Genomic DNA, 22,511 nt, shown 5'->3' on the forward strand with positions numbered 1-22,511 from the left:
CTATGGCTATTATCTGGATATCCTGAAAATTGGAGGGCGAACGGCACTGTGCGATTGTGACTTAAGTCCCTGTGAGCGCGTCGGTACTGATCACACGATGGACATGTGACTAATTCGTCCGGGCATCGGGGCCGTCGGCATACGCCGATCGGAGCGGACGCAGATCATGAGGGGCTCTACTTCGGCAGTGCGGGGCTCGGTCATGGTTATCAAATTGCAAACATCGACCGAACCCGCGTCTGAGGAATTGCAGAGACATAGCCAGCCTGTCTGTGCGCGGGGAGGGAAACAGTGGAGTTCACCATGCCCCAATCGAACAGTGGCATCGCCGGACGTTCGTATCGGTCGATGTCGTCGAACCGTGCACGGCCCGTATTTCCCGCCGACGGCGCCCCGGCCAACGGCGCGGACCCGGCCGCACGATTGCCCGTCCCCGAGGCCGGTCCGCTGACTGCGGCGCAGCGCGGAATCTGGTTCGCCCAGCACCTCGCGGCGTCCTCGCCGATCTCGGTGGCGCAATACGTCGAGATCGTCGGCGAGTTGCGCGCCGAATTACTAGTCGAGGCGTGTGAGACCGCCGGGCGCGAATTCGGTTCCGGCCACCTGAAATTGGTGGAGGTCGACGGTGAACCGCGGCAGTACGTCGATACCGAACAGGGCGCGCGGGCGCATGTGGTGGATCTGCGCGCGGACCCGGATCCGGTCGGCGTCGCACGCCGAATGATGACCGAAGATTATTCGGCCCCATTGGATCTGCTGCGCGACGATCTGATGACGAGTGTGGTGTATCAGGTCGGCGAGAACCATTTCCTGTGGTATCAGCGCGCGCACCATATCGCGCTGGACGGATTCGCCGCGGTGACGATGTTGCACCGGATCACCGAGCTCTACAACGCGTGGAATCGCGGCGAACAGGCCCCGCCGTGCACGGCCCAGGATCTGGACAAGGTCGTCGAACAGGATCTCGCCTACCGGGATTCGACACGTTTCGAGAACGACCGCGCCTACTGGACCGAACATCTCGCCGACGCGCCGCCGGTGGTGAGTCTGGCCGATCGCGTGGACCAGCCGACCATCCATCCGGCGCTGGTCAGCACGCCGCTGCCGGAGCGGACCGCGCAACTGCTGGACGAGGTGGTGCTGGCGCGCGGCACCAGTGTCACGCCGGTCATCGTCGCGGCGTTCGCGGCGTATCTGGCGCGGATGACCGACAGCGACGAGGTGCTGCTGAGCCTGCCGGTCTCGGGCCGGCATTCGGCGATACTGCGGCGTTCGGGCGGCATGGTGGCGAATGTGGTGCCGCTGCGGGTGCGGGTCGCGGGCACGGCTGTCGGCGAATTGATCGGTGCGGTGCAGAGCGAATTGACCAGTGCGCTGCGGCGGCAGCGATATCGCCAGGAGGACATATTCCACGATATGGGTATCGCGCGTGACCAGACCGCCTCGTTCGGTCCGGCCGTGAATATCATGATGGTCGAGAACGAGATAATTCTCGGTAATACGACCGGGCGTCTGAATGTACTCACCTCGGGACCCACCGCCGATCTTTTCATCAATATCTATCCGGGTGCTGGCCGCAGTAGCACCCATATCGACTTCCAGGGAAATCCGAGCGCCTATACCGCCGCCGAACTGGCCGGACATCATCACCGTTTTCTCGGCTTTCTACGCGAATTCCTCGCCGGGGGTGAACAGTTCCCGATCGGGCGGATTCCGCTGCTCGAACCGGACGAACGGGCCGAGTTGCTGCCCGTGCGCGGTCGAAAAGGGGTCGAAACCCGGCTACTTCCGGACATCCTGAGCGAGAGCGCGGCCCACGACCCCGGCGCGACCGCGCTCGCCTCGGCCAGCCGCTCGCTGACCTACGGCGAACTGGACGCGAACTCCTCCCGGCTGGCCAGGCATCTGATCGCGCTGGGCTGCGGGCCGGACACCGCGGTGGCCATCCTGCTGCGCCGCTCGTCCGAATCGGTCGTGGCGACCTGGGCGATCGCCAAGTGCGGGGCCGAGTTCGTGCAGTTGTCGCCGGAGTATCCGGCCAAGCGGATCGCGCACATGATCCAGGACAGCGGCGCGGAGGTGGTGATCACCGTGGGGCCGCTGGCCGATCGGCTTCCGGCGGCGATTCATCAGGTGGCGCTGGATGATTCGGCGACCGTGCGCGACTGCGCGCGGGCCGCGGCCGGACCGATCAGCGATCGGGAGCGGGTGCGGCCGCTGCGGCCGTCGAATATCGCGTACATGACCTACACTTCGGGGTCGACCGGATTACCGAAGGGGGTGCAGGTCACGCACGGGGGTCTGGCGAACCTGATCACCGATCGTGCCTCGGCCTATGGCATCGATGCGGAATCCCGTGTGTCCTATGCGCTTTCGCCCAGTTTCGATGCCTCGCTGGAACAGTTCCTGACCTGCTTCGCGAACGGGGCCACGCTGGTCGTGGTGCCACCGGACGTGACCGGCGGCGAGCCGCTGACGCAACTGCTGGCCGACGAGCACGTCACCCACCTGACGTTGACGCCGACGATGCTGGCGACCGTGGACCCGAATCGGCTGTCCGATCTGCGGGTCGTGGTGGTCGGCGGGGATGTGTGCGCACCGCACGTCATCGAGCGGTGGACCCGGTCGCTGGCCATGTACAACGAGTACGGGCCCACCGAGGCCACCGTGACCGCCGTCGGCGCGATGCTGCGCGCAGACCGGGCGCACACGGTCGGCGGGCCCATTCGCGGTGTCTCGGCGATGGTGCTGGATCGGGCGTTGCAGCCGGTGCCCAAGGGGACGGTCGGCGAGTTGTATCTGGCCGGGCCCGGTCTGGCCCGGGGATACAGCCGTCTGACCGCTGAGACCGCCGCCCGGTTCGTCGCCGACCCGTACGGCGCGGCCGGGGAGCGGATGTATCGCACCGGCGATATCGCGCGCTGGACCGGTTCGAGCGCCGAGCTGGCGCTGGAACTGATGGGGCGCAGCGATTTTCAGGTCAAGATCCGTGGCTACCGGATCGAACCGAGCGAGATCGACGACACCCTCACCACGCATCGGGATGTGGATCTGTCGGTGACGGTGCCGGTGCGCAACAATGTCGGCACGACGGTGCTCGCGTCCTATGTGGTGCCCGTCGAGGGTAGCCGGATCGATGTGGTCGAGATTCAGCGTTTCGCGCGGGAATCCCTTCCGCCGCATATGGTTCCGGCGGTGATCCTGCCGCTGGAGAGTCTGCCGGTGAACGCGTTCGGCAAGCTCGATCGGCGGGCGCTGCCCAAGCCCGAATTCGGGACCGCGCCGCAGGGGCGGGCTCCGCAGACCGCTCGGGAGAAGGTACTGGCGGGAGTGTTCGCCGAGGTGCTGGGTGTGCCGCGGGTCGGTGCGCAGGACAGTTTCTTCGCCCTGGGTGGTGACAGCATTCTGTCGATCCGCTTGGTGGCGCGGGCCAAGGCCCTGGGGCTGGGGTTCTCGACGCAGGATGTGTTCGCGCACAAGACCGTCGAGGGTTTGGCCGCCGCCGCGACCGAGGTCGGGGACGCGCCCCGCCTCTCGGAGTTGCCCGGTGGTGGGGTCGGGACGATGCCGCTGTCGCCGATCGTGCGCGCGATGCTTCGTCGGGGGCATTACGACCGATTCGGGCAGGCGGCGCTGGTGGAGTTGCCGGAGCAGGCCGATCGGGCGGGGCTGGTGCGGGCGTTGCAGGTGGTGCTCGATCGGCACGACATGTTGCGGGCGGTGTTGGGTGCGGAGTCGGGTGAGCGGTTCGTGGAGGTGCGCGAGCGGGGTGCGGTCGACGCGGAGTCCGTGCTCGTGGAGGTGCGGCTCGGACGTCGGGATGCGGTGGAGGTCGATCGGCATCTCCAGCAGGCCGCGGATCGGCTGGATCCGGCGGAAGGTGTTCTGGTACAGGCGGTTCGGCTGCGCGACGAGTCGGGTCCCGATCTGCTGTGGCTGGTGATCCATCACCTCGCGGTCGACGCGGTGTCGTGGCGGATCCTGCTGACCGATCTCGCAACGGCTTGGTCCCAGATATCCGGTGGTGAAACGGATTTCGGTCCGACCACGACGTCGTTCCGGCGGTGGGCGCACGGTCTGGTCGAACAGGCGTCGAGTCGGGCCGGTGAGCTCGAACTGTGGAAAGGTGTTGTCGGACAGGGTGATCAGTTGCTGGGTTCGCGTCGGCTGGATCCGGGCCTCGATGACGGTGGCTCGTCGGGTCGGGTGCGGCAGCGGATTCCGGCGGAGATCGCGGATGCGGTGCTGACCGCGATCCCACGTCGTTTCCACTGTGGCGCAAACGATCCGCTGTTGGCGGCGTTGGCATTGGCGTTGGGTGCGTGGCGTCGACGGCACGGTATGGCCGTGTCGGACGAGTTGATCTCGCTCGAGGCGCACGGTCGTGAGGAACAGGCCGTGCCGGGTGCGGATCTCGGCGCGACCGTGGGCTGGTTCACCACGCGGTATCCGATCCGGCTCGGGTTCGAGGGTGTCGACCCCGATGACGCGCTCGCGGGCGGCGAGATCGTGGGACTGGCGTTGAAGCAGGTGAAGGAACAGCTGCGCGCGGTGCCCGACAACGGCATCGGCTTCGACATGCTGCGCAGCCTCGACCCGCGCGGGCGCGCCGAGCTGGCGGGTCTGCCCGAACCGCAGATCAGCTTCAACTATCTCGGGCGGGTGGGCGCCACCGAACTGTCCGGTCCCTGGACGCCCAGCACCGAATTCACCGCGCTCACCGGGACGAGTGATCCGGCGATGGCGTTGGCGGCGGTACTGGACGTCAACGCGATCGCCGAGGCGGGGCCCGATGGTCTGCATCTCGATGTGACCTGGGATTTCGCGTCGCGGATCCTGCCGCAGGAACAGGTCCGCGAACTCGCCGGGCTGTGGGCGCAGGCGCTGGGTGCGTTGGCGGATCATGTGCGGTCCGGCAGCACGCCGGGGTTCACGCCGTCGGATTTCCCGCTGGTGGAGGTGTCGCAGGACGATATCGACGGCTGGCTGCGGGAGTACCCGTCGATGAGCGATGTGTGGCCGTTGACCGCGTTGCAGTCCGGGTTGCTGTTCCACTCGATGTATGCCGATGACGGCGTGGACGGTTACATCGTGCAGGCCGCGCTCACCTTCACCGGGGATGTGGACGGTGAGCGGATGCGTCGGGCGGCGCAGGTGCTCATCGGACGGCACGACAGCTTGCGCACGGCGTTCGTCGAAAGTGCTTCGGGGCCAAGGCAGATCGTGATCGACGACAGTGTGGTCGAATGGCAGGAGACGGGTGTCGCGGAGATCTCGGACTCCGTCGAGCGGGACGATGTGTTGCGACGGCTGGCAGCCTCGGAGGCGGGCGCGTTCGATCCGGCCCGACCGCCGCTGATCCGGTTCCATCTGGTGCGTGTCGGGGCGGGTGAGTATCGACTGCTGGTCACCAATCATCATCTCGTGCTGGACGGCTGGTCGATGCCGCTGTTGATCCACGAGTTGCTCGCGCTGTATGTATCGGACTGTGACACCAGCGAACTCGCGCCGCCGCGCTCGTATCGGGAGTATCTGCGGTGGTTGGGGGAGCGAGATCAGGACGCGACCGTCGCCGCGTGGCGGGAGATGCTCGCCGGGATCGAGAGCCCGACCCGGGTGGCGGGCGGTCCCGGGCGGTCCGAGGACAATGACGAGGTCGCCCTGAATCTGGATGCCGCGACCACGGCCGCGATTCTGGATCTCGGTCGCTCGCACGGTGTTACGGCCAATACGTCGTTGCAGGTGGCGTGGGCGCTGCTGATCGCAGTGCTGACCGGGCGGACCGATGTGGTGTTCGGGAACACCGTGTCGCAGCGTCCGCCGGAGATTCCGGATGTGGAGCGGATGGTCGGGCTGCTGGTCAACACACTGCCCGTGCGGGTGCGGCTCGACCCCGGGGAAACCGTGTCCGACCTGCTGGTTCGGGTGCAGTCCGAGCAGGCCGCGATGGTGGATCATCAGCATATCGGGCTGGCCGAGTTGCAGCGGGTCACCGGGATTGCCGACATGTTCGACACCGCGACGGTGCTCGAGTCGTACCCGGTGGATCGGGAGTTGTTGACCCGTAACCTCGGTGCCGCAGGGTTGCGGTTGGTCGGTATCGATGCGCACGATGCGACGCCGTATCCGTTGAGTCTTCAGGTCACGCCGCCGCGTGCGGGTGGTGGTGGAACCTACACGGTGGCACTGAAATTCGCGACGGATCGGTTCGATGCCGATGCGGCGCGGGCGCTGCTGGAGCGGTTCGAGCTGTTGCTCACGCAGATTGTGCGTGATCCCGGGCGTACGGTTGCCGCGTTGTCGTCGTGTCGTGATTCCGAAGGTGCGGAACTGCTTTCGGTGCGTGGTGATCAGGCCGTGGCGGAAATGCTTCTGCGGGAGATACTTTGGGGGACTGCGCGGCGCTATCCGGATTCGGTGGCTGTGCGGTCCGGTGCTGTTACGTGGACCTATCGGGAGTTGGCGCGGCGCGCGGACGCCTTGGCGCAGCAGTTGGTCGCGCGTGGTGTGGGTGCTGAATCTGTTGTCGCGCTGGCAATTCCCCGATCTGCCGAATTGGTTGTCGCGATCTGGGCGGTGGCTCGGACCGGTGCTGCGTTCCTGCCGTTGGATCCGGGAAATCCCGCCGCGCGGACTGCGGAGTTGCTGTCCGGTGTGCGGACATCTGTGGGTCTGACGACAAGTGTTGTTGCGCAGAGTCTTCCGGATACTGTGGACTGGCTCGTGGCGGATGCGTCGATCGACCTGGAAGATCCCGATCCGCTGCCGGAGATGGGCCGGATATCGGCCGACAATGCCGCCTACGTTATCTACACCTCCGGATCGACCGGCAGGCCGAAGGCGGTGCAGCTCACCCATCGCGGACTGGCCGATCTCGTCGCGGCGCAGATCGAGGTGTTCGGGCTGGATGTCGGTGCCGCGGTGTTGCAGGTCGCGTCGCCGGGATTCGACGCCTGTGTGTCGGAACTGCTCATGGCGCACGGCAGCGGCGCATGTCTGGTGATCGCGCCGTCGGAGGTGTACGGCGGCGAAGATCTGGAGGAAGTTATTCGCGCGGAACATGTCTCGCACGCGATCATCACGCCGTCGGTGCTCAATACGATGGAACCGTCCCGGATTCCGTCGTTGACGACGCTCGCGGTCGTCGGCGAGGCGACCGGACCCGACACCGTGCGGCGGTGGGCACCCGGTCGGCGTCTGATGAACCATTACGGGCCGAGTGAGGCCACGATCTGGGCCACGGCCTCGGATGTCCTGACGCCCGGTGAGCCGGTGACCATCGGCGGGCCGATTCGCGGTATGTCCGCGGTGGTGCTCGATATGTGGCTGCGGCCGGTTCCAGTCGGGGTCGCGGGCGAGCTGTATCTGCGTGGGCCTGGACTCGCTCGCGGATACATCGGCCGACCGGATGTGACGGGTGCGCGCTTCGTCGCCGATCCGTGGTCGAGCAGCGGTGGAAGGCTCTATCGTACGGGCGATTCCGTGCGTTGGGTGCACGGTCACAGTGGGCCGGAGTTGGAGTATCTCGGGCGTTCGGATCAGCAGGTCAAGATTCACGGTCTGCGGATCGAACCGGGGGAGATCGATGCTCAGGTGGCTCGGTATTCCGATGTGGCCAGCGCTGCGACTGTGGTGACGGAAGGTCCTGCGGGAGAGCCGATTCTGGTGTGCTACCTGACCTCCGCCTCGGGTACACAGGTCGATGTCGCGACGCTCACCGAGACTCTCGCACAGACTTTGCCCCGGTACATGAACCCGGCAGCGATCGTCCAACTCGACGACATGCCGCGCACGCCGACCGGCAAGGTCGACCGGAAGGCATTGCGGCAGCGTGGTTTCGGACCTGAGTCCGATGGTGGAAGGCCGCCGTCGACACCCGCGGAACGGATCATCGCGGAACTCTTCGCCGAGGTACTGCACCTCGAGACCGTGTCGGCGGACAGCAATTTCTTCGCGCTCGGCGGGGACAGCATCGTGTCGATGCGGTTGGTGGCGTCGGCCAGGTCCGCCGGGTTGCTGCTCACGCCGCGAGATGTGTTCGAGGCCAGGACCGTTGCCGCGCTGGCCGCCGTGGCGGGCGGCGCCACGGCGACGGTGGAGGCGGCCGATGGTCCGCTCGTCGAACTCGCACCGGACGATCTCGATCGGCTCGAGCGGCGTTACGACAATCTGGCCGAGGTATGGCCGTTGTCTCCCATGCAATCCGGTGTGCACTTCCATTCGACGTTCGATCCGGAGGCCGGGGACGACTACACCGTGCAGACGGCGATCAGCTTCTCCGGTGAACTCGACGCCGAACGGCTGCGTCGTGCCGCGCAGGCCGTGGTCGACCGGCACGATATCCTGCGGGCCGGATTCGTCGAGACATCGGCCGGTCCGCGCCAGATCGTGCTGGAGCATGCCGAGATCTCCTTCCGGGACATCGATCTCACCGCCGAGAGTGCGTCGGAAACGCACGGAACGCCGGAATGCATCGCGGCGGCCGATGCGGCGGCGGGCTTCGACCTGTCGGCGCCGCCGCTCGTGCGATTCACGCTGATTCGATTGGGCTCCGGGGCTTTCCGGCTGCTGGTCACGAATCATCACGTGATCCTGGACGGCTGGTCGATGCCGCTGCTGATGCGAGAACTGTTGGACTACTACGGATCTCCCGCACACATCGAGGTCGCCGGGCCCGCACCGTCCTATCGAGACTATCTCGCGTGGTTGGGTCGACAGGACAGCTCTGTCTCCAGAACCGCATGGGCACAGGAGTTCTCGGATGTGGACTCGCCTACGCGGGTGTCGCGCGGCAATGCGGTGGGGTCCTTCACCGCCGGATCGATCGAGGCCGAGGTCGCGGCGGATCGCTTCGAGGAACTCCGTGCGGTGGCGGCCGACGCGGCGGTCACGGTCAACACCGTGGTATCCGCGGCGTGGGCGTTGAATCTGCGCATGCTGACCGGGGAGACCGATGTGATCTTCGGTGCGTCGGTGTCGGGCAGGCCGCCGGAGCTGCCGCGGGTCGATCAGACGCTCGGCATGTTCCTGAACACGATTCCCGTGCGGGTGCCGCTGGAACCGTCGATGACGGTGCGGGAGTTGCTGATCGGCATTCAGGAGCGGCACGCGCGCATGCTGGATCACCATCACATCGGGCTGCCGGAGATCCATCGCAGCGTCGGGATGTCCGAACTCTTCGATACCGCGATCACGTTCCAGTCGTTCCCCGTCGACCGGTCGGCATTGCAGCAGCTGGTCGATTCGGCGGGGTTGCGTGTGGATGGCCTCGACGGTGTGGATGCGACGCCGTATCCGCTGAGTCTGATCGTGGAGCCCACCCAGGATGAGAGCGGGCGGGGGCTTCGGATCACTCTTCGGTTCCACGATCAGGAATTCGATGTCACGCAGGCGCGGTGCATCCTGGATCGACTGGTGGGTTTGCTGGGCCGGATTGCCGCGAATACTGTTGTGCGACTGGGTGAATTGTCGTTGCACGAGGAGTCGGCGCTGTCGTGGCCGCCGCGTCGGGGTGCGGACGAGATTCCGGACACGTTGGACCGGATACTCGCCGCTTCCGTCGCCGATGAACCCGAGTCGATCGCGCTGCGTTACGGCACGCTGGCCCTGACCTACCGGCAACTCGATGAGCGATCCACTCGGTTGGCTCGAATCCTGTTGCTGCACGGCGCTTCCCGAGGCACTCTTGTCGCGGCGGTACTGCCGCGATCGCCCGCCGCCGTGCTCACCCTGTGGGCCGTGGCGAAGACCGGCGCGGCGTTCCTGCCGATCGATCCGGTGCTGCCGACCGAGCGGATCGAATTCCTGCTGTCGGATGCGGCGGCCACGCTCGGAGTGACCGATGAATCCGTGCGGGATCGTCTGCCGGGCGGTGTCGACTGGCTGGTGCTGGATCAGGACGAGCCGCTCGACGACACGAATTCCGCTGCGGCGCGGCCGATCACCGATATCGAGCGAGGTGAACCGATTCTGCGTGACCAGACCGCCTGGGTGAGTTACACCTCCGGGTCGACCGGACTGCCCAAGGGTGTGCTGGTCAGTCATCGCGGACTGGCCGATCTCGTTGCGGCACAGCGTCGTATCCTGCACACCGGCCCGAAGTCGGTCGTCGCGCAGGTCGCCTCGCCCAGCTTCGACGCCTCGGTGTTCGAGTTGCTGATGGCGCACGGTTCGGGTGGGCGGCTGGTGGTCGCACCGGCCGATGTGTACGCCGGACCCGAGCTGGCGAATCTGCTGGGGCGCGAGCATGTTTCACACGCCGTCCTGACCCCGTCGGCGCTGGCGACCGTTCCGGCCGACGGGCTCGGCGCGCTGTGTGTACTGGCGACGGCCGGTGAGCCGGTCGGGCCGGACCTGGTCGAGCGGTGGGCTCCCGGGCGCACCATGATCAACCTCTACGGGCCGAGTGAGAGCACGATCTGGGCGACCGCCGGTGACGCGCTGGCGCCCGGTGCTCCGATCACGATCGGCAGACCGGTGGGATCCGTTGCGGCCGTGGTGTTGGACACCTGGTTGCGGGCGGTGCCGCACGGTGTGGTGGGTGAGCTGTATCTGCTCGGTGCGGGGCTGGCCGATGGTTACGTCGGCCGGAGCGCGCAGAGTTCGGCGCGATTCGTCGCCTGCCCGTTCGCCGCACCCGGACAGCGTATGTATCGCACCGGTGATCTGGTGCGACGTACCGCCGGTGGTGAGTTGGAGTTCCTGGGGCGCAACGACTTCCAGGTCAAGGTACACGGCACCCGGGTCGAGCCGGGCGAGATCGACGCGGTGCTGGGTGCGCGCGCGGATGTCGGGTACGCGGTCACCGTGCCGCGCCGCGACGGCGGGCGGCCGGTGGCGCTGGTGTCCTACGTCGTGCCCGCTGCCGGGGCCTGGGTCTCGGGTGAGGAGTTGCGCGCGGCGCTGGCCGCGACACTGCCGCGCTATATGGTGCCCGCCGCGGTGATGGTGCTGGACCAGGTGCCGCTGACCCCGAACGGGAAGCTCGATCGTGCGCGGCTGCCCGAACCTGTCGCCACCGCAGCGGAATTCCGCGCGCCGACGTCCGATGTCGAGCGGTTGGTGGCGCGGACGTTCGAAGAGGTGCTCGATGTCGAGCGGGTCGGTGTGGACGATGACTTCTTCGCCCTGGGTGGTGATTCGCTGAGCGCGGCGACGGTGGTGGCGCGGATCGGTGCGGCGCTGGACGTCCGGGTGCCGGTGCGGTCGGTGTTCGAGGCGCCCACCGTCGGCCGGTTGGCCGCTCTGGCAGGAACATTCGGAGGTGCGCGACGGCAACCCCTGCTGCCCGGTGCGCGGCCCGAGCCGGTGCCGCTGTCGCTGGCGCAGCAGCGGATGTGGTTCCTGAACCGGCTCGAGCCGGACTCGGCCGCCTACAACATTCCCGTAATGCTGCGGCTCGCCGGACAATTGGACGCCACGGCACTGTCCGATGCCCTCGCCGATGTGATGGCGCGGCACGAGGTCCTGCGTACGATCTACCCGGAAATCTCCGGCGAGGCACGGCAGGTGGTCCTCGACGAGCCCACGGTGCCGGTCGAATCCGTACGCGTGCGGGCAGATTCGGTTCCCGAGGTGGTCGGCGAGTTCGTCCGCCGTGGATTCGATGTGACCGACCGGGTGCCGATGCGGGTGGCACTGTTCGAACTCGATCCCGAGAAGGACAGCGGCACACCGCAATTCCTGCTGGTCCTGGTGGTGCACCACATCGCGGGCGACGGACAGTCGATGGGGCCGCTGGCGCGGGACGTGATGACGGCCTACGCCGCTCGGCACACCGGCCGGGCCCCGGAGTGGGAGCCGCTGACCGTGCAGTACGTGGACTTCGCCTGCTGGCAGCGGGATATGCTCGGTGCCGCGGACGATCCGTCCTCGCTGATGTCCGAACAATTGCGGTTCTGGCGCTCGGCGCTCTCGGGCGCACCGGACCGGATCGATCTTCCGGCGGATCGTCCGCGTCCGGCCGTCGCGTCGCTGTCGGGCGGGCAGGTGCCGGTGCGGATCGGCGCGCGCGTGCACGGGCGACTGCTGGAACTGGCTCGCGCGCAAGGGACTTCGCTGTTCATGGTGATGCACGCGGCACTGGCCGTGGTGCTCGGGCGACTCGGCGGCAGCGATGACGTGGTCATCGGCACCCCGATCGCGGGCCGTGGCGAAGCGGGACTGGACGATCTGGTCGGCATGTTCGTGAACACCCTGGCGCTGCGGACCCGGGTGGACACCGGCGAACCGTTCGCCGAGCTGCTGATGCGTGCCCGGGAGACGGATCTACTGGCCTTCGAGCACGCGGATGTGCCGTTCGAGCGGGTCGTGGAGGAGCTGAATCCGGAGCGGTCCGCGGCCCGGCATCCGCTGTTCCAGGTGGTGTTGGCCTTCCAGAACATGCCGACGGTCGATGTGACGCTGCCCGGTGTGCGGATCTCGCGGGCGGAGGTCGACACCGGTGCGAGTCAGTTCGATCTGCAACTGGTGTTGTCCGAGGAGGCCGGTGAAGTCGGTGCGGCAGAGGGTGTTTCGGGAATCATGTCGTATGCGCGGGACCTGTTCGACGAGGCGACCGCGGCGGGAATCGTCCAGCGGTTGATGCGCGTGCTGGAGGCGGTTGCCGAGGATCCGGGCGTTGTGGTGGGGGATATCGAGTGGCTGGATGTGCGTGAACGTTCGGCGCTGACCTCGCGGGTGGGGGTGCGTACTGCCGAGGAGCGGGCCGCGGTGCTGCCGGAGTTGTTCGCCGCAGCCGTGCGGGAGAACCGCGATGGTGTGGCGCTGGTTGCCGGGGATACCGCATTGTCCTACGCGCAACTGGACGCACGGGCGAATCGTATTGCGAGACTGTTGATATCGCATGGTGCCGGACCGGAAACGCCCGTGCTGGTGGCGATTCCGCGATCGGCCGACTCGGTTGTCGGCTGGTGGGCGGTGGTCGCGACGGGTGCCACCTACGTTCCGGTCGACCCTGCCTATCCTGCGGGTCGCATCGCGCAGATGGTGTCGGATTCCGCTGCGGTGCTGGGGATTACGGTGTCCTCCGCGCGCGCCGCGATGCCCGAGACGGTGGAGTGGCTCGTATTGGACGACACGGATGTCGAGGCGCGGATCGATGCGCAGGTGGGCGATACGGTCGCGGACTCCGAGCGTCTGCGTCCGCTGCGGCCGGAGAACCTGGCGTATGTGGTGTTCACCTCCGGATCGACAGGTGTGCCCAAGGGTGTCGGCGTGACACATTCCGGGACAGCCGATTTCGTCGCCGGGCTGAGCGGTGAGCGTATGCCGGGGGAGGTGTCACGGATACTGCACTTCGCCTCGCCGTCGTTCGACGCCTCGCTGCTGGAGATCCTGCTGGCGGTCGGTCGAGCAGGTGCGCTGGTCGTCGCACCGACGGATGTCTATGGTGGGGAGGAGCTGGCGCGGCTGCTGCGCACGCAACGGGTCACGCACGCGTTCATGACTCCCGCCGCGCTCGCCTCGGTGGATCCGGAAGATCTGGACGATCTGGCTGTCGTGATGTCCGGCGGCGACCAGGTCCCGGCGGATCTGGTGAACCGCTGGGCAGGCGGAGATCGACTGGGTACCAGGCAGTTCCGGGTGCTGTACGGTCCCACCGAGACCACCATCGTGGCCACGGCGACCGACGGATTGCGGCCGGGTGAGCGCCCGACCATCGGTGGGCCGCTGCCCGGACTCCAGACGCTGGTCCTGGACGCGCGGTTGCGTCCGGTGCCGGTGGGTGTGGCCGGAGAGCTGTATCTCGCGGGACCGGCGCTGGCGCGTGGATATCTCAACAAGACCGCGACGAGTGCGGCACGGTTCGTGGCGAATCCGTTCGGGGATGCGGGATCTCGCATGTACCGCACCGGCGACGTGGTGCGGTGGAATTCCAGTGGGAACCTGGAGTTCCTGGGGCGCAACGACTTCCAGGTGAAGATCCGTGGCTATCGAGTCGAGTTGGGCGAGATCGACGCGGCGTTGCGGGCACGTGCGGAGGTGGCCTACACGGTCACCATGTCCCGCGACACCGGTGCGGGACAGATGCTGGTGTCCTATGTGGTGCCACGGCCCGGTGCGAATATTTCGCCCGAGCGGCTGCGTGCGGCGTTGGCCGAATCCCTGCCGTCGTATCTGGTTCCCGCCGCGGTGCTCGTGCTCGACCGGATTCCGTTGTCTCCCAACGGGAAACTCGATCGTGCCGCGCTGCCTGAACCCATCGTGCAGGCCAAGCGCTTCCGCGCCCCGGCTTCTGCGGTGGAGGAAGTGGTGGCCGGGGTGTTCGCCGAGGTGCTCGGGATCACCGGGCCGGTGGGTGCCGACGACGATTTCTTCGATCTGGGTGGCAACAGCCTGATCGCCACCCGGGTCGTCGCGCGGCTCGGCGCGGCGCTGGATGCCACCATTCCGGTGGCGATGATCTTCGAGGCTCCGACCGTCGCGCGGCTCGCCGCCCGCGCCGAGGCGCACGCCGACACCGGCCGGGTGGCATTGACCGCGCAGCAACGTCCCCGACGTATTCCGCTCTCGTACGCGCAGCAGCGGATGTGGTTCCTGAACCGGCTCGAGCCCGATTCGGCGGCATACAGCATTCCGATCGCATTGCGGCTGTCCGGAACATTGGATGCCGAGGCGCTGCGGGCGGCGGTCGAGGATGTGCTGAACCGGCACGAGATTCTGCGCACGGTCTATCCGTATGCCGAGGGCGAGCCGTCGCAGGTCGTGCTGCCCGCCGCGGCGGCCATTTCGCCGATGACGGTCGTCACGACCGCGGAATCGCAACTGGTCCGGTCGTTGTCGGAGTTCGCCGCGGCCGTGTTCGACCTGACGATCGATACTCCGGTGCGGGCTCGGCTGTTCCGGGTCGGGCCGGACGACGCGGTACTGGCCGTGGTCGCGCACCATATCTGTTGCGACGGTGCGTCATTGGTTCCGCTGGCGCGAGACATGATGTCCGCGTACGTCGCTCGTACCCGTGGTGAGGCGCCGACCTGGACTCCGCTGCCGGTCCAGTACGCCGACTACGCGATCTGGCAGCGGGCGGTGCTGGGCTCGGAGGATGATCCCGAATCGCTGTTGAGTGCCCAGATCGATTACTGGACAGCCGAACTGGCGGATCTGCCCGCGCTGCTGGAACTGCCGACCGACCGGCCGCGTCCGCCCGCGCAGTCGTATGCGGGTGCGAGCGTGCCCATCACCGTAGATGCCGACCTGCATGCGCGACTGCGGCACGTCGCGCGGGAACACGATACGACGCTGTTCATGGTGTTCCACGCGGCGTTGGCGGCGACGCTGGCCCGGCTGGCCGACACCGACGATGTCGCGATCGGCACCCCGTACGCGGGGCGCGGTGAACCTGAGCTCGACGATCTGGTCGGGATGTTCGTCAATACCCTGGTGCTGCGGACGCGGTTGAATCCCGCGATGACGTTCGCCGAACTGCTCGCGCACGTGGGTGAGACCGATCTCGCCGCATTCGGGCACTCCGATGTTCCGTTCGAGCGGCTGGTGCAGGTGCTGAATCCGGTGCGTTCGCATGCTCATCATCCGCTGTTCCAGGTGATGCTGGCGTTCCAGAACGTCGCGGAGGCGCGGTTCGAGCTGCCGGAGCTGGCGGTGTCGAGTGTCGCGGCCGAGGTGGATGTGGCGCTGTTCGATCTTCAGATCACGGTGTCGGATTCGTACGACGCCTCGGGTGCGCCGGCCGGTATCAGTGGCGGCGTGCGGTATGCGAGCGATCTGTTCGACGCCGCGACGGTGGGGTCTATGGTGGATCGGCTGCTGCGGGTGCTCGTCACGGTGGCGGAGGATGTGGCGCAACCGGTATACGGGGTGGATCTGCTCGCTGCTCGGGAGCGTGAAGATGTTCTGACGCAGTGGAATTCGACTGATCGGGTGCTCGCGTCGGATGAGACTCCGGCCTCGGTATTCGCCGAGTCGGTGCGGGTGCATGCGGATCGGACTGCCGTCGTCCACGGCTCGGAATCGCTCACCTACGGTGAATTCGGCTCTCGGGTATATCGTTTGGCGCGTTGGCTGATCGCTCGCGGAGTGGGTCCGGAGTCGCTGGTGGCATTGCGGATGCGGCGGTCGCTGGATCAGGTCATCGCCATGTACGCGGTGCAAGCGGCCGGTGGCGGGTATGTGCCGGTGGATCCGGATCTTCCGGAGGAGCGTGTCGCGTACATGCTGGCGACTGCCGAACCGGTGCTGGAGCTTTCCGGTCTGGACGGGATCGAGCTGGCCGGATTCGATGACGCGCCGATCACCGATGCCGAGCGGATCGTTCCGTTGCTTCCGGAGAATCTCGCCTACGTGCTGTTCACCTCGGGATCTACCGGACGTCCGAAAGGTGTTGCGGTATCCCAGCGTTCGGTGGTGAACCAGGTGCGATGGATGTGTGCGAACTACGCGCTGACACCGGACGACGTTGTGCTGCACAAGACTCCGGCGACATTCGATGTCTCGGTGTGGGAGCTGTTCGCGACATTGGTGGCCGGGGCGCGGATGGTGATCGCGCGCTCGGACGGGCACACCGACCCGGCGTACCTCGCTGAAACCATTGCCGCGCAACGTGTCACGATCACCTCCTTCGTCCCGTCGATGCTCGCCGCCTTCGCCGATGCGGTCCCACCGGAATCGCTGACCTCGTTGCGTGCGCTGCTGGTGGCCGGTGAGGCGTTCGGCGCCGAGGTGGTGGCGGCGGTGCGGCGGACGGCACCCGGTGTCGAACTGCACAATCTGTACGGGCCGACCGAGTTCACCGTGCACGCGACCGCGCATCGAGTGCGCGAAACCGACTGCGGCAGTATGCCTATGGGCACGCCGGTGTGGAACGCGCGGGCCTACGTCCTCGACGGGCGGTTGCAACCGGTGCCGCCCGGCGTCACGGGAGAGCTGTACCTCGCGGGCGTACAGCTCGCGCGCGGCTATCACTCACGGGCGGGCCTGAGCGCCGAGCGGTTCGTACCCGATCCCTTCGGACACGGGCAGCGGCTGTATCGCACCGGCGACCTCGCCCGGTGGCGCCGCGATGGTGAGCTGGAATACCTGGGCCGCACCGACTTCCAGGTGAAACTGCGTGGTCTGCGGATCGAGCTCGGTGAGATCGAATCGGTGCTCGCCGAGTATCCCGGCGTCGCGCGGGCGGTCGCGGCAGTGCGTTCGAATGGTGGCGGGGATCGGCTCGTCGGGTATCTCGTGCCGAGCGTGGGTGACGTGGTCGGAGCCGTCGACGCATCGTGGCGCGGTGCAGTCGGCGCTGCCGGAAGCAGGGTGGTCGCTGCTGTCGGAAGCAGGGCGGCTGATGCTGGGGGAGGCCGGAATGCTGATGCTGCCGGAAGCAGGGTGGTCGATGCTGCCGGGAGCAGGGTGGTCGATGCCGTGGCGAGTAGCGCAGTCGATACGACCGCAGTGCTGGCATATGCGGCGAGTGAGCTGCCCAGTTATATGGTCCCCACGTCGCTGACGGTGTTGGATGCGTTGCCGCTCACCAGTTCCGGGAAGCTGGACCGCACGCGACTGCCCGATCCGGTGCTGCCGGTCGGCGAGTTCCGGGAGCCGGAGTCGTGGTTGGAGAAGCTGGTCGCGCGTACCTTCGGTCAGGTTCTGGACCTGGATCGGGTGGGTGCCGACGACGACTTCTACGCTCTCGGCGGCAATTCGCTGAAGTCGGTGCAGGTGGTGACCGAGTTGAAGAAGGAGCTCGACTACGAGTTCCCGATCAGCTGGATGCTGTCCGATCCCACCCCCGCCGATCTCGCGCGGCGGCTCGAGGCGGCGATGCGTTCGGGTCGTGCCGCGGCCGAGTCCGCCTCGGGATTCGATGTGCTGCTGCCGATCCGGACTTCCGGCACCCGGCCGCCGCTGTTCTGCATCCACCCCGCGTCGGGCCTGTCGTGGTGCTATCACACACTGGGCGAACACCTTTCGGCCGATCGGCCGATCTACGGCATCCAGGCGCCGCAGATCGGTGGCGAGGTGCCGGGGCCGAACTCGATCGGCGATATCGCCCGACGCTATTTCGCGGAGATCCGCGCGGTCCAGCCGCACGGCCCGTACCACCTGCTGGGGTGGTCGCTGGGCGGTCTGATCGCACATGCCATCGCCGCCGAAATGCGCTCTGCCGGTGAGCAAGTCGACCTGCTGGCGCTGTTGGACGCGGAAGCGGACGGTATCGATGAAGCCTCGGTCTCGACGGTCATGGCCGGTGAGCTGATCAGCAATCTGGGGCCGGTTCTCGGCATCGATTTCGTGCGTCCCGACGCCACCGCCGAGGAAGCCGCGGCCCTGATTCGCGACCATCTAGGCGACGGTCTGGGCATCGAGGCCGAAACGATCGAACGTCTGACCGACGCCTACAACTCGTCGATCCGAGCCGCCAGCACCTGGCAGCCTCCGACCGTCGACACCGACCTGGTCTTCTTCACCGCAACCCGCGACCGACGCCCCGAAGCCGCAGGTCACCGGGGATGGCAACCCTTCATCGACGGTTACGTCTCGAACATCGACATCGACACTGCCCACCTGTCCATGACCGACCCGGCGGCTATCGCTCAGATTGCTGAGGTTCTCAACGAGCAGTTGGATCGGTGATTCGATTGATGTGACCGTTCCCGGCTCGACGGGCGTCCGGTTGGAAGGCGGTGATTCGCGCAGCTGCGTCAGTGTCCGACAGGTGCAATCCGATGGAGAGGTTGGGCGGTTCGACTGGACGCGAGTGTGGTGATTGGCTGGAAGATGTTCATCATCAATGGATTTCGTGCACCCGGTGTAGTGGTCGACCGCCCGGGGTGACTGGGTGCAGTTCGCTTGTCGGCTTGCAGAGTGGGCAGTTGCTTGATCAGCAATCAACACGACGCTCCGGCCCCCTGTGATCGGGTGCCGGAGCGCTGCGGTTGTTTTCAGTGTTGGACGTTGCTGGGAACGTTGACCTTCGCCGGGATGGGTGCGGTGACGCCGACGATCACGCCGACCGATGCCCCGACAGCTGCGCCGAGTGCGGCGGCGGGGGCCGCGACCACTGCCGCGCCGACCGCCGCACCGAGCAGCGGGCCGACAACCAAACCTGTTGGCAGGAAGGGAATTCCAGCGACCAGACCGACGACCGCGCCGACCAGGGCGGCGGGAATCGCCAGCGGTGCACTCAGTCCGGCGCCGATACCCGCGCCGATCAGGGCTCCGACGCCCGCGTCCACGACGGTCATACTGCATCGGGTGGGATCGGCGGGGATGTAGGAGCAGAACGTCTGAACCGGCTGGGTCGGGTCGGCTGCCGTCGGTGTCGCCACTGCGGTGACCCGGGGGATGGCATCGGCCCGGTTGTTCGGGTGCGTGACATTTACCAGCGTCGTGACCGAGGATTCGATATTCGTCGGCGTCGGCGCGCTATTCGGTGATGCGACCCGAGGCGCGATGACGGATGCGATATTCGGCAGTGCCGCCAGGGATGCGATGTTCGGGAGAGAGATGTTCGGTAAGGCTACCGAGGGTGTGAGATTCGGCAGGGTTATCGGGAGTGTCCCGTTCGGCAGCGCTATCGGCAGAGTGAAATTCGGTGCGGTTGCCGGAGGTGTGCTCCTCGATGGGCCGATCGCAGGTGTGTTCGGCCGGATTGTCGAGGCTGCGGTATTCGCCCGACCGACCGACGGGGTCGTATTCGGTCGGGCCACCGTTTGGCTGGTGTTCGGCCGCGCGACCGGGGGAGTGATATTCGGCAGGGCTACCGAAGGAATGGCGTTCGGCAGCGCCGCGGGCCTCGGTGCGGCGCCTGCGGGAGCCGTGTCCGGTCGTGCCTGCGCAGGCGCGGGTTTCGGTGCGGGAACCAGATTCGCCAACTCCGCCGGGAGAGTGATTTTCGGCAGACCGGCCGGGAGGGCGATGTCCGGCAGAGTGATCGGAGGCACTATGTGGGCCAACATATCCGGGACCGTGACCTGGGCCGGTTGCGGCGCGGGCGAAGTGTGAGCGGCAGGTGCGAGCGGCGACGGTGCCACCGCCGGTGGCGCAGCGGGCGGATGCCCCGACGCGGCGGGCGCAGCCCCGGCCTGACCGGCCCCGAGAACAACCGCGACCGGAACCATACTAGTGGCCAATATCAGGCCGGATATCCGCCGAAGATCAGTTTCCGACATTCCATACCTCCTGGGCGCGCTGTCTTCTTATTGCTCTTCCAGTTCCCCGACCTCAATTTCTCGTCATACACTCTGATCCGATAGTTTATGCCCGACCAGCACGGGTATCCCGCAGATTGCGAGAAATAATCGTCCGGGTTGCCCGCCCCGGATCCGCGGAGTCGATAATTTCCACCGAGCGTTCGATTCCCCGGATGCCCGTAGACCCCACCGTTCATCCGGTATCCGAAGGCGATAACGAAAATTATTGCGCCAGAATTATTTTGGTGAACCCCCACGCCAATGCGACACCCACCCGAGAATGTTTCCATACCGAATGAATCCACTTTCCCCGGGAAAGCCCCACTCAGTGCCCCCGCCCCCGATCCACTCGGAGCGGACCGAGGTGAAGTGGATGGGCACCACCACCCCGGCCCCTCCGCACCCGCTGTAGCCCCCGAACGACACAAGAGGCACAACCGCGCAACCGACCCGCCATACAGACCGGCAGTCGATGGCCACCGGCCGAGATCCCCAGCGCAACAACGGTATCCAAACGGAAAGGGCGAATTCTGCACCCATTCGCCCCGTCCGCCCCCAACATAACCCGCCCCCACCCCCATTTCCACACGAACCACCACCTCTGGGACCAATCACCGCCCCAAACCTCCTCCCCCTGTGAATTCAACAGCCCCCACCGCAACTCACCGCCCCGCGTGCTCCCCGGATCGCGTGCACCCGCTGCTGCCGCGCTATTCAGGATCAACCGTCGGCACTGAGGTTCGTTCGCAGGCGCATGTCGCCAGAACTGCGAATCTCGCAGTGGCATCGCAGATTCGCGATATTCGACCGTATGTGACGATGGCAGGATGACCCCCGCAGCCTTCGGTATCGCTCGGCAACTGGTGCTCGACAGGTTCCCGGATACGCGGGCCGCCTGGCTGGGAGGCAGTGTTGTGATCGGAACAGCCACTGCCACTTCGGATCTCGATATCACCGTACTACTCGCAGGGCCACCTGCCCCCTACCGTGAATCGCTGCGGCACAAGGGATGGCCAGTGGAACTCTTCGTGCAGAGTGAGAATTCGATCGCACATTTCCGCGCTGCGGACCAGGCCGCTCGCCGCCCGGCAACAGCACGCCTGATCGGCCGCTCCCGGATCCTGCTGGATGCGGATGGCAGCGGGGAGCGTCTTCGAGAGGATTGTGTGAGGGAACTGTCTGCTGGTCCGAAGGCATTGAGCGACAAAGAGTTACAAGCGATGCGCTACGGTGTCACCGATCTCCTCGACGATCTCGCGGGCGCCCAGGATGTGAACGAGCGCCTTGCGATCGCGGTCACGCTGTGGCAGGCGACATCGCATCTACTGCTCACCGCCGCCGGGCACTGGAGCGGCGGCGGCAAATGGCTGCATCGCGAAGTGGCCCACTTCGACGAACTCGGCGGCACGACGTTCGCCAGTGCACTGGCAGACGGAATGCGCGCCGTCGCACTCGGCGAAATCCGGTCGATGGTGGACATCGTCACTGCGGTTCTGGACCGGGTCGGTGGCCGGTTGTTCGAGGGGTACCGGGCGAATGGGCCTGGCTGAGCCAGTGTTCGGTGGCGTGAGGGATTACCGCACGAATGGCGAGCGGTGGTCGAGTTCGGCGATCGTTGTGGCGGATCGGCGGGTGTAGCGGCGGTTGTGTTGGGGGAGGGGATCATGAAAACCCTGCTCGACGCGGCGCAACTGCCCGCATCGGAGGCGGAAATCGCCGCGTACGCAGCGGGATTCGCCGATCAGCGGGCGGCGGTGGACGCGCTCTACGCCGTGCCCGAGGCGCGTTACGCGGTGCCCGCGCTGCACTTCCGGGCCGCGTCGCGGATCGCCGACTGGGCGAGCTGAGGGGATAAGTCACCGGATCCGTACGTTACCTATTGAACGTGCCGTTGAATGACGGTACATTGAATGGCGTTAAGAGTCGGATCCGGTGGGTGGGCGTGGTCTCGGGCGAGGGCGGATCCGAATACGTTGTGCACGTTAGGAGTTCGCATGTCCCGAAATCTCGTTCCGATGGGTGCGCGGCGCACGTTGTCGCGTGCCGCCGTCGCGCTCGTCATCGTCGCGACGCCGATCGCGGTCGCGGGCCCGGCGCTCGCCTCACCCGGCGTGCCGTTGACCCCGGAATCGTCGGCCACCACCTCGGCAGATCCCGTTCACGGGGGCTGGGGTCGACCGGGCTGGAGCCGCCCCGGCTGGCCGCGTCCGGGCGGCTGGGGCCATCACGGTTGGGGGCGCAATCCGTGGGGCGGCGGTGGCTGGAACCCCGGGGGTATGTATTCGCCCTACGGATACGGCGGCATGTACTCGCCGTACGGGTACGGCGGCCTGTCCACCGGCAGCGCACTGTGAGTACGGTCCGTCGTCGGCT

Annotated in this window: 6 protein-coding genes; 5 read left to right on the forward strand and 1 reads right to left on the reverse strand. The window is 66.7% G+C overall.

Annotated elements, in window-relative coordinates; genetic code table 11:
- Positions 1 to 303: 303 nt before the first annotated feature.
- Complete coding sequence (locus NRB20_RS24005; RefSeq protein ID WP_153412804.1) at positions 304 to 18,579, forward strand: non-ribosomal peptide synthetase; 18,276 nt, start codon at positions 304 to 306, stop codon at positions 18,577 to 18,579.
- 308 nt (positions 18,580 to 18,887) lie between these two features.
- Here the strand turns inward: NRB20_RS24005 and NRB20_RS24010 are convergent, their stop codons facing one another.
- Positions 18,888 to 19,274, reverse strand: a complete 387-nt coding sequence (locus tag NRB20_RS24010; RefSeq protein WP_153412806.1) for a hypothetical protein — start codon at positions 19,272 to 19,274, stop codon at positions 18,888 to 18,890.
- 61 nt (positions 19,275 to 19,335) lie between these two features.
- On the opposite strand from NRB20_RS24010, the gene NRB20_RS24015 reads away from it, so the two are divergent.
- The 4 genes from NRB20_RS24015 (at position 19,336) to NRB20_RS24030 (ending at position 22,492) form a co-directional block, all read left to right on the forward strand.
- Positions 19,336 to 19,950: a hypothetical protein gene (locus tag NRB20_RS24015; protein WP_153412808.1), complete on the forward strand. Its 615-nt coding sequence runs from the start codon at positions 19,336 to 19,338 to the stop codon at positions 19,948 to 19,950.
- A gap of 1,015 nt (positions 19,951 to 20,965) precedes the next feature.
- A complete protein-coding gene (locus tag NRB20_RS24020; protein WP_153412810.1) occupies positions 20,966 to 21,688 on the forward strand; it encodes a nucleotidyltransferase domain-containing protein in 723 nt (240 codons plus the stop codon).
- 114 nt (positions 21,689 to 21,802) lie between these two features.
- Positions 21,803 to 21,985: a hypothetical protein gene (locus NRB20_RS24025; protein WP_153412812.1), complete on the forward strand. Its 183-nt coding sequence runs from the start codon at positions 21,803 to 21,805 to the stop codon at positions 21,983 to 21,985.
- 147 nt (positions 21,986 to 22,132) lie between these two features.
- Positions 22,133 to 22,492 (forward strand): hypothetical protein, encoded by a 360-nt coding sequence (locus tag NRB20_RS24030; protein ID WP_153412814.1) that lies wholly within the window; start codon positions 22,133 to 22,135, stop codon positions 22,490 to 22,492.
- Positions 22,493 to 22,511 lie beyond the last annotated feature (19 nt).

Source organism: Nocardia macrotermitis (assembly GCF_009604405.1).
Classification (GTDB): Bacteria; Actinomycetota; Actinomycetes; order Mycobacteriales; family Mycobacteriaceae; genus Nocardia; species Nocardia macrotermitis.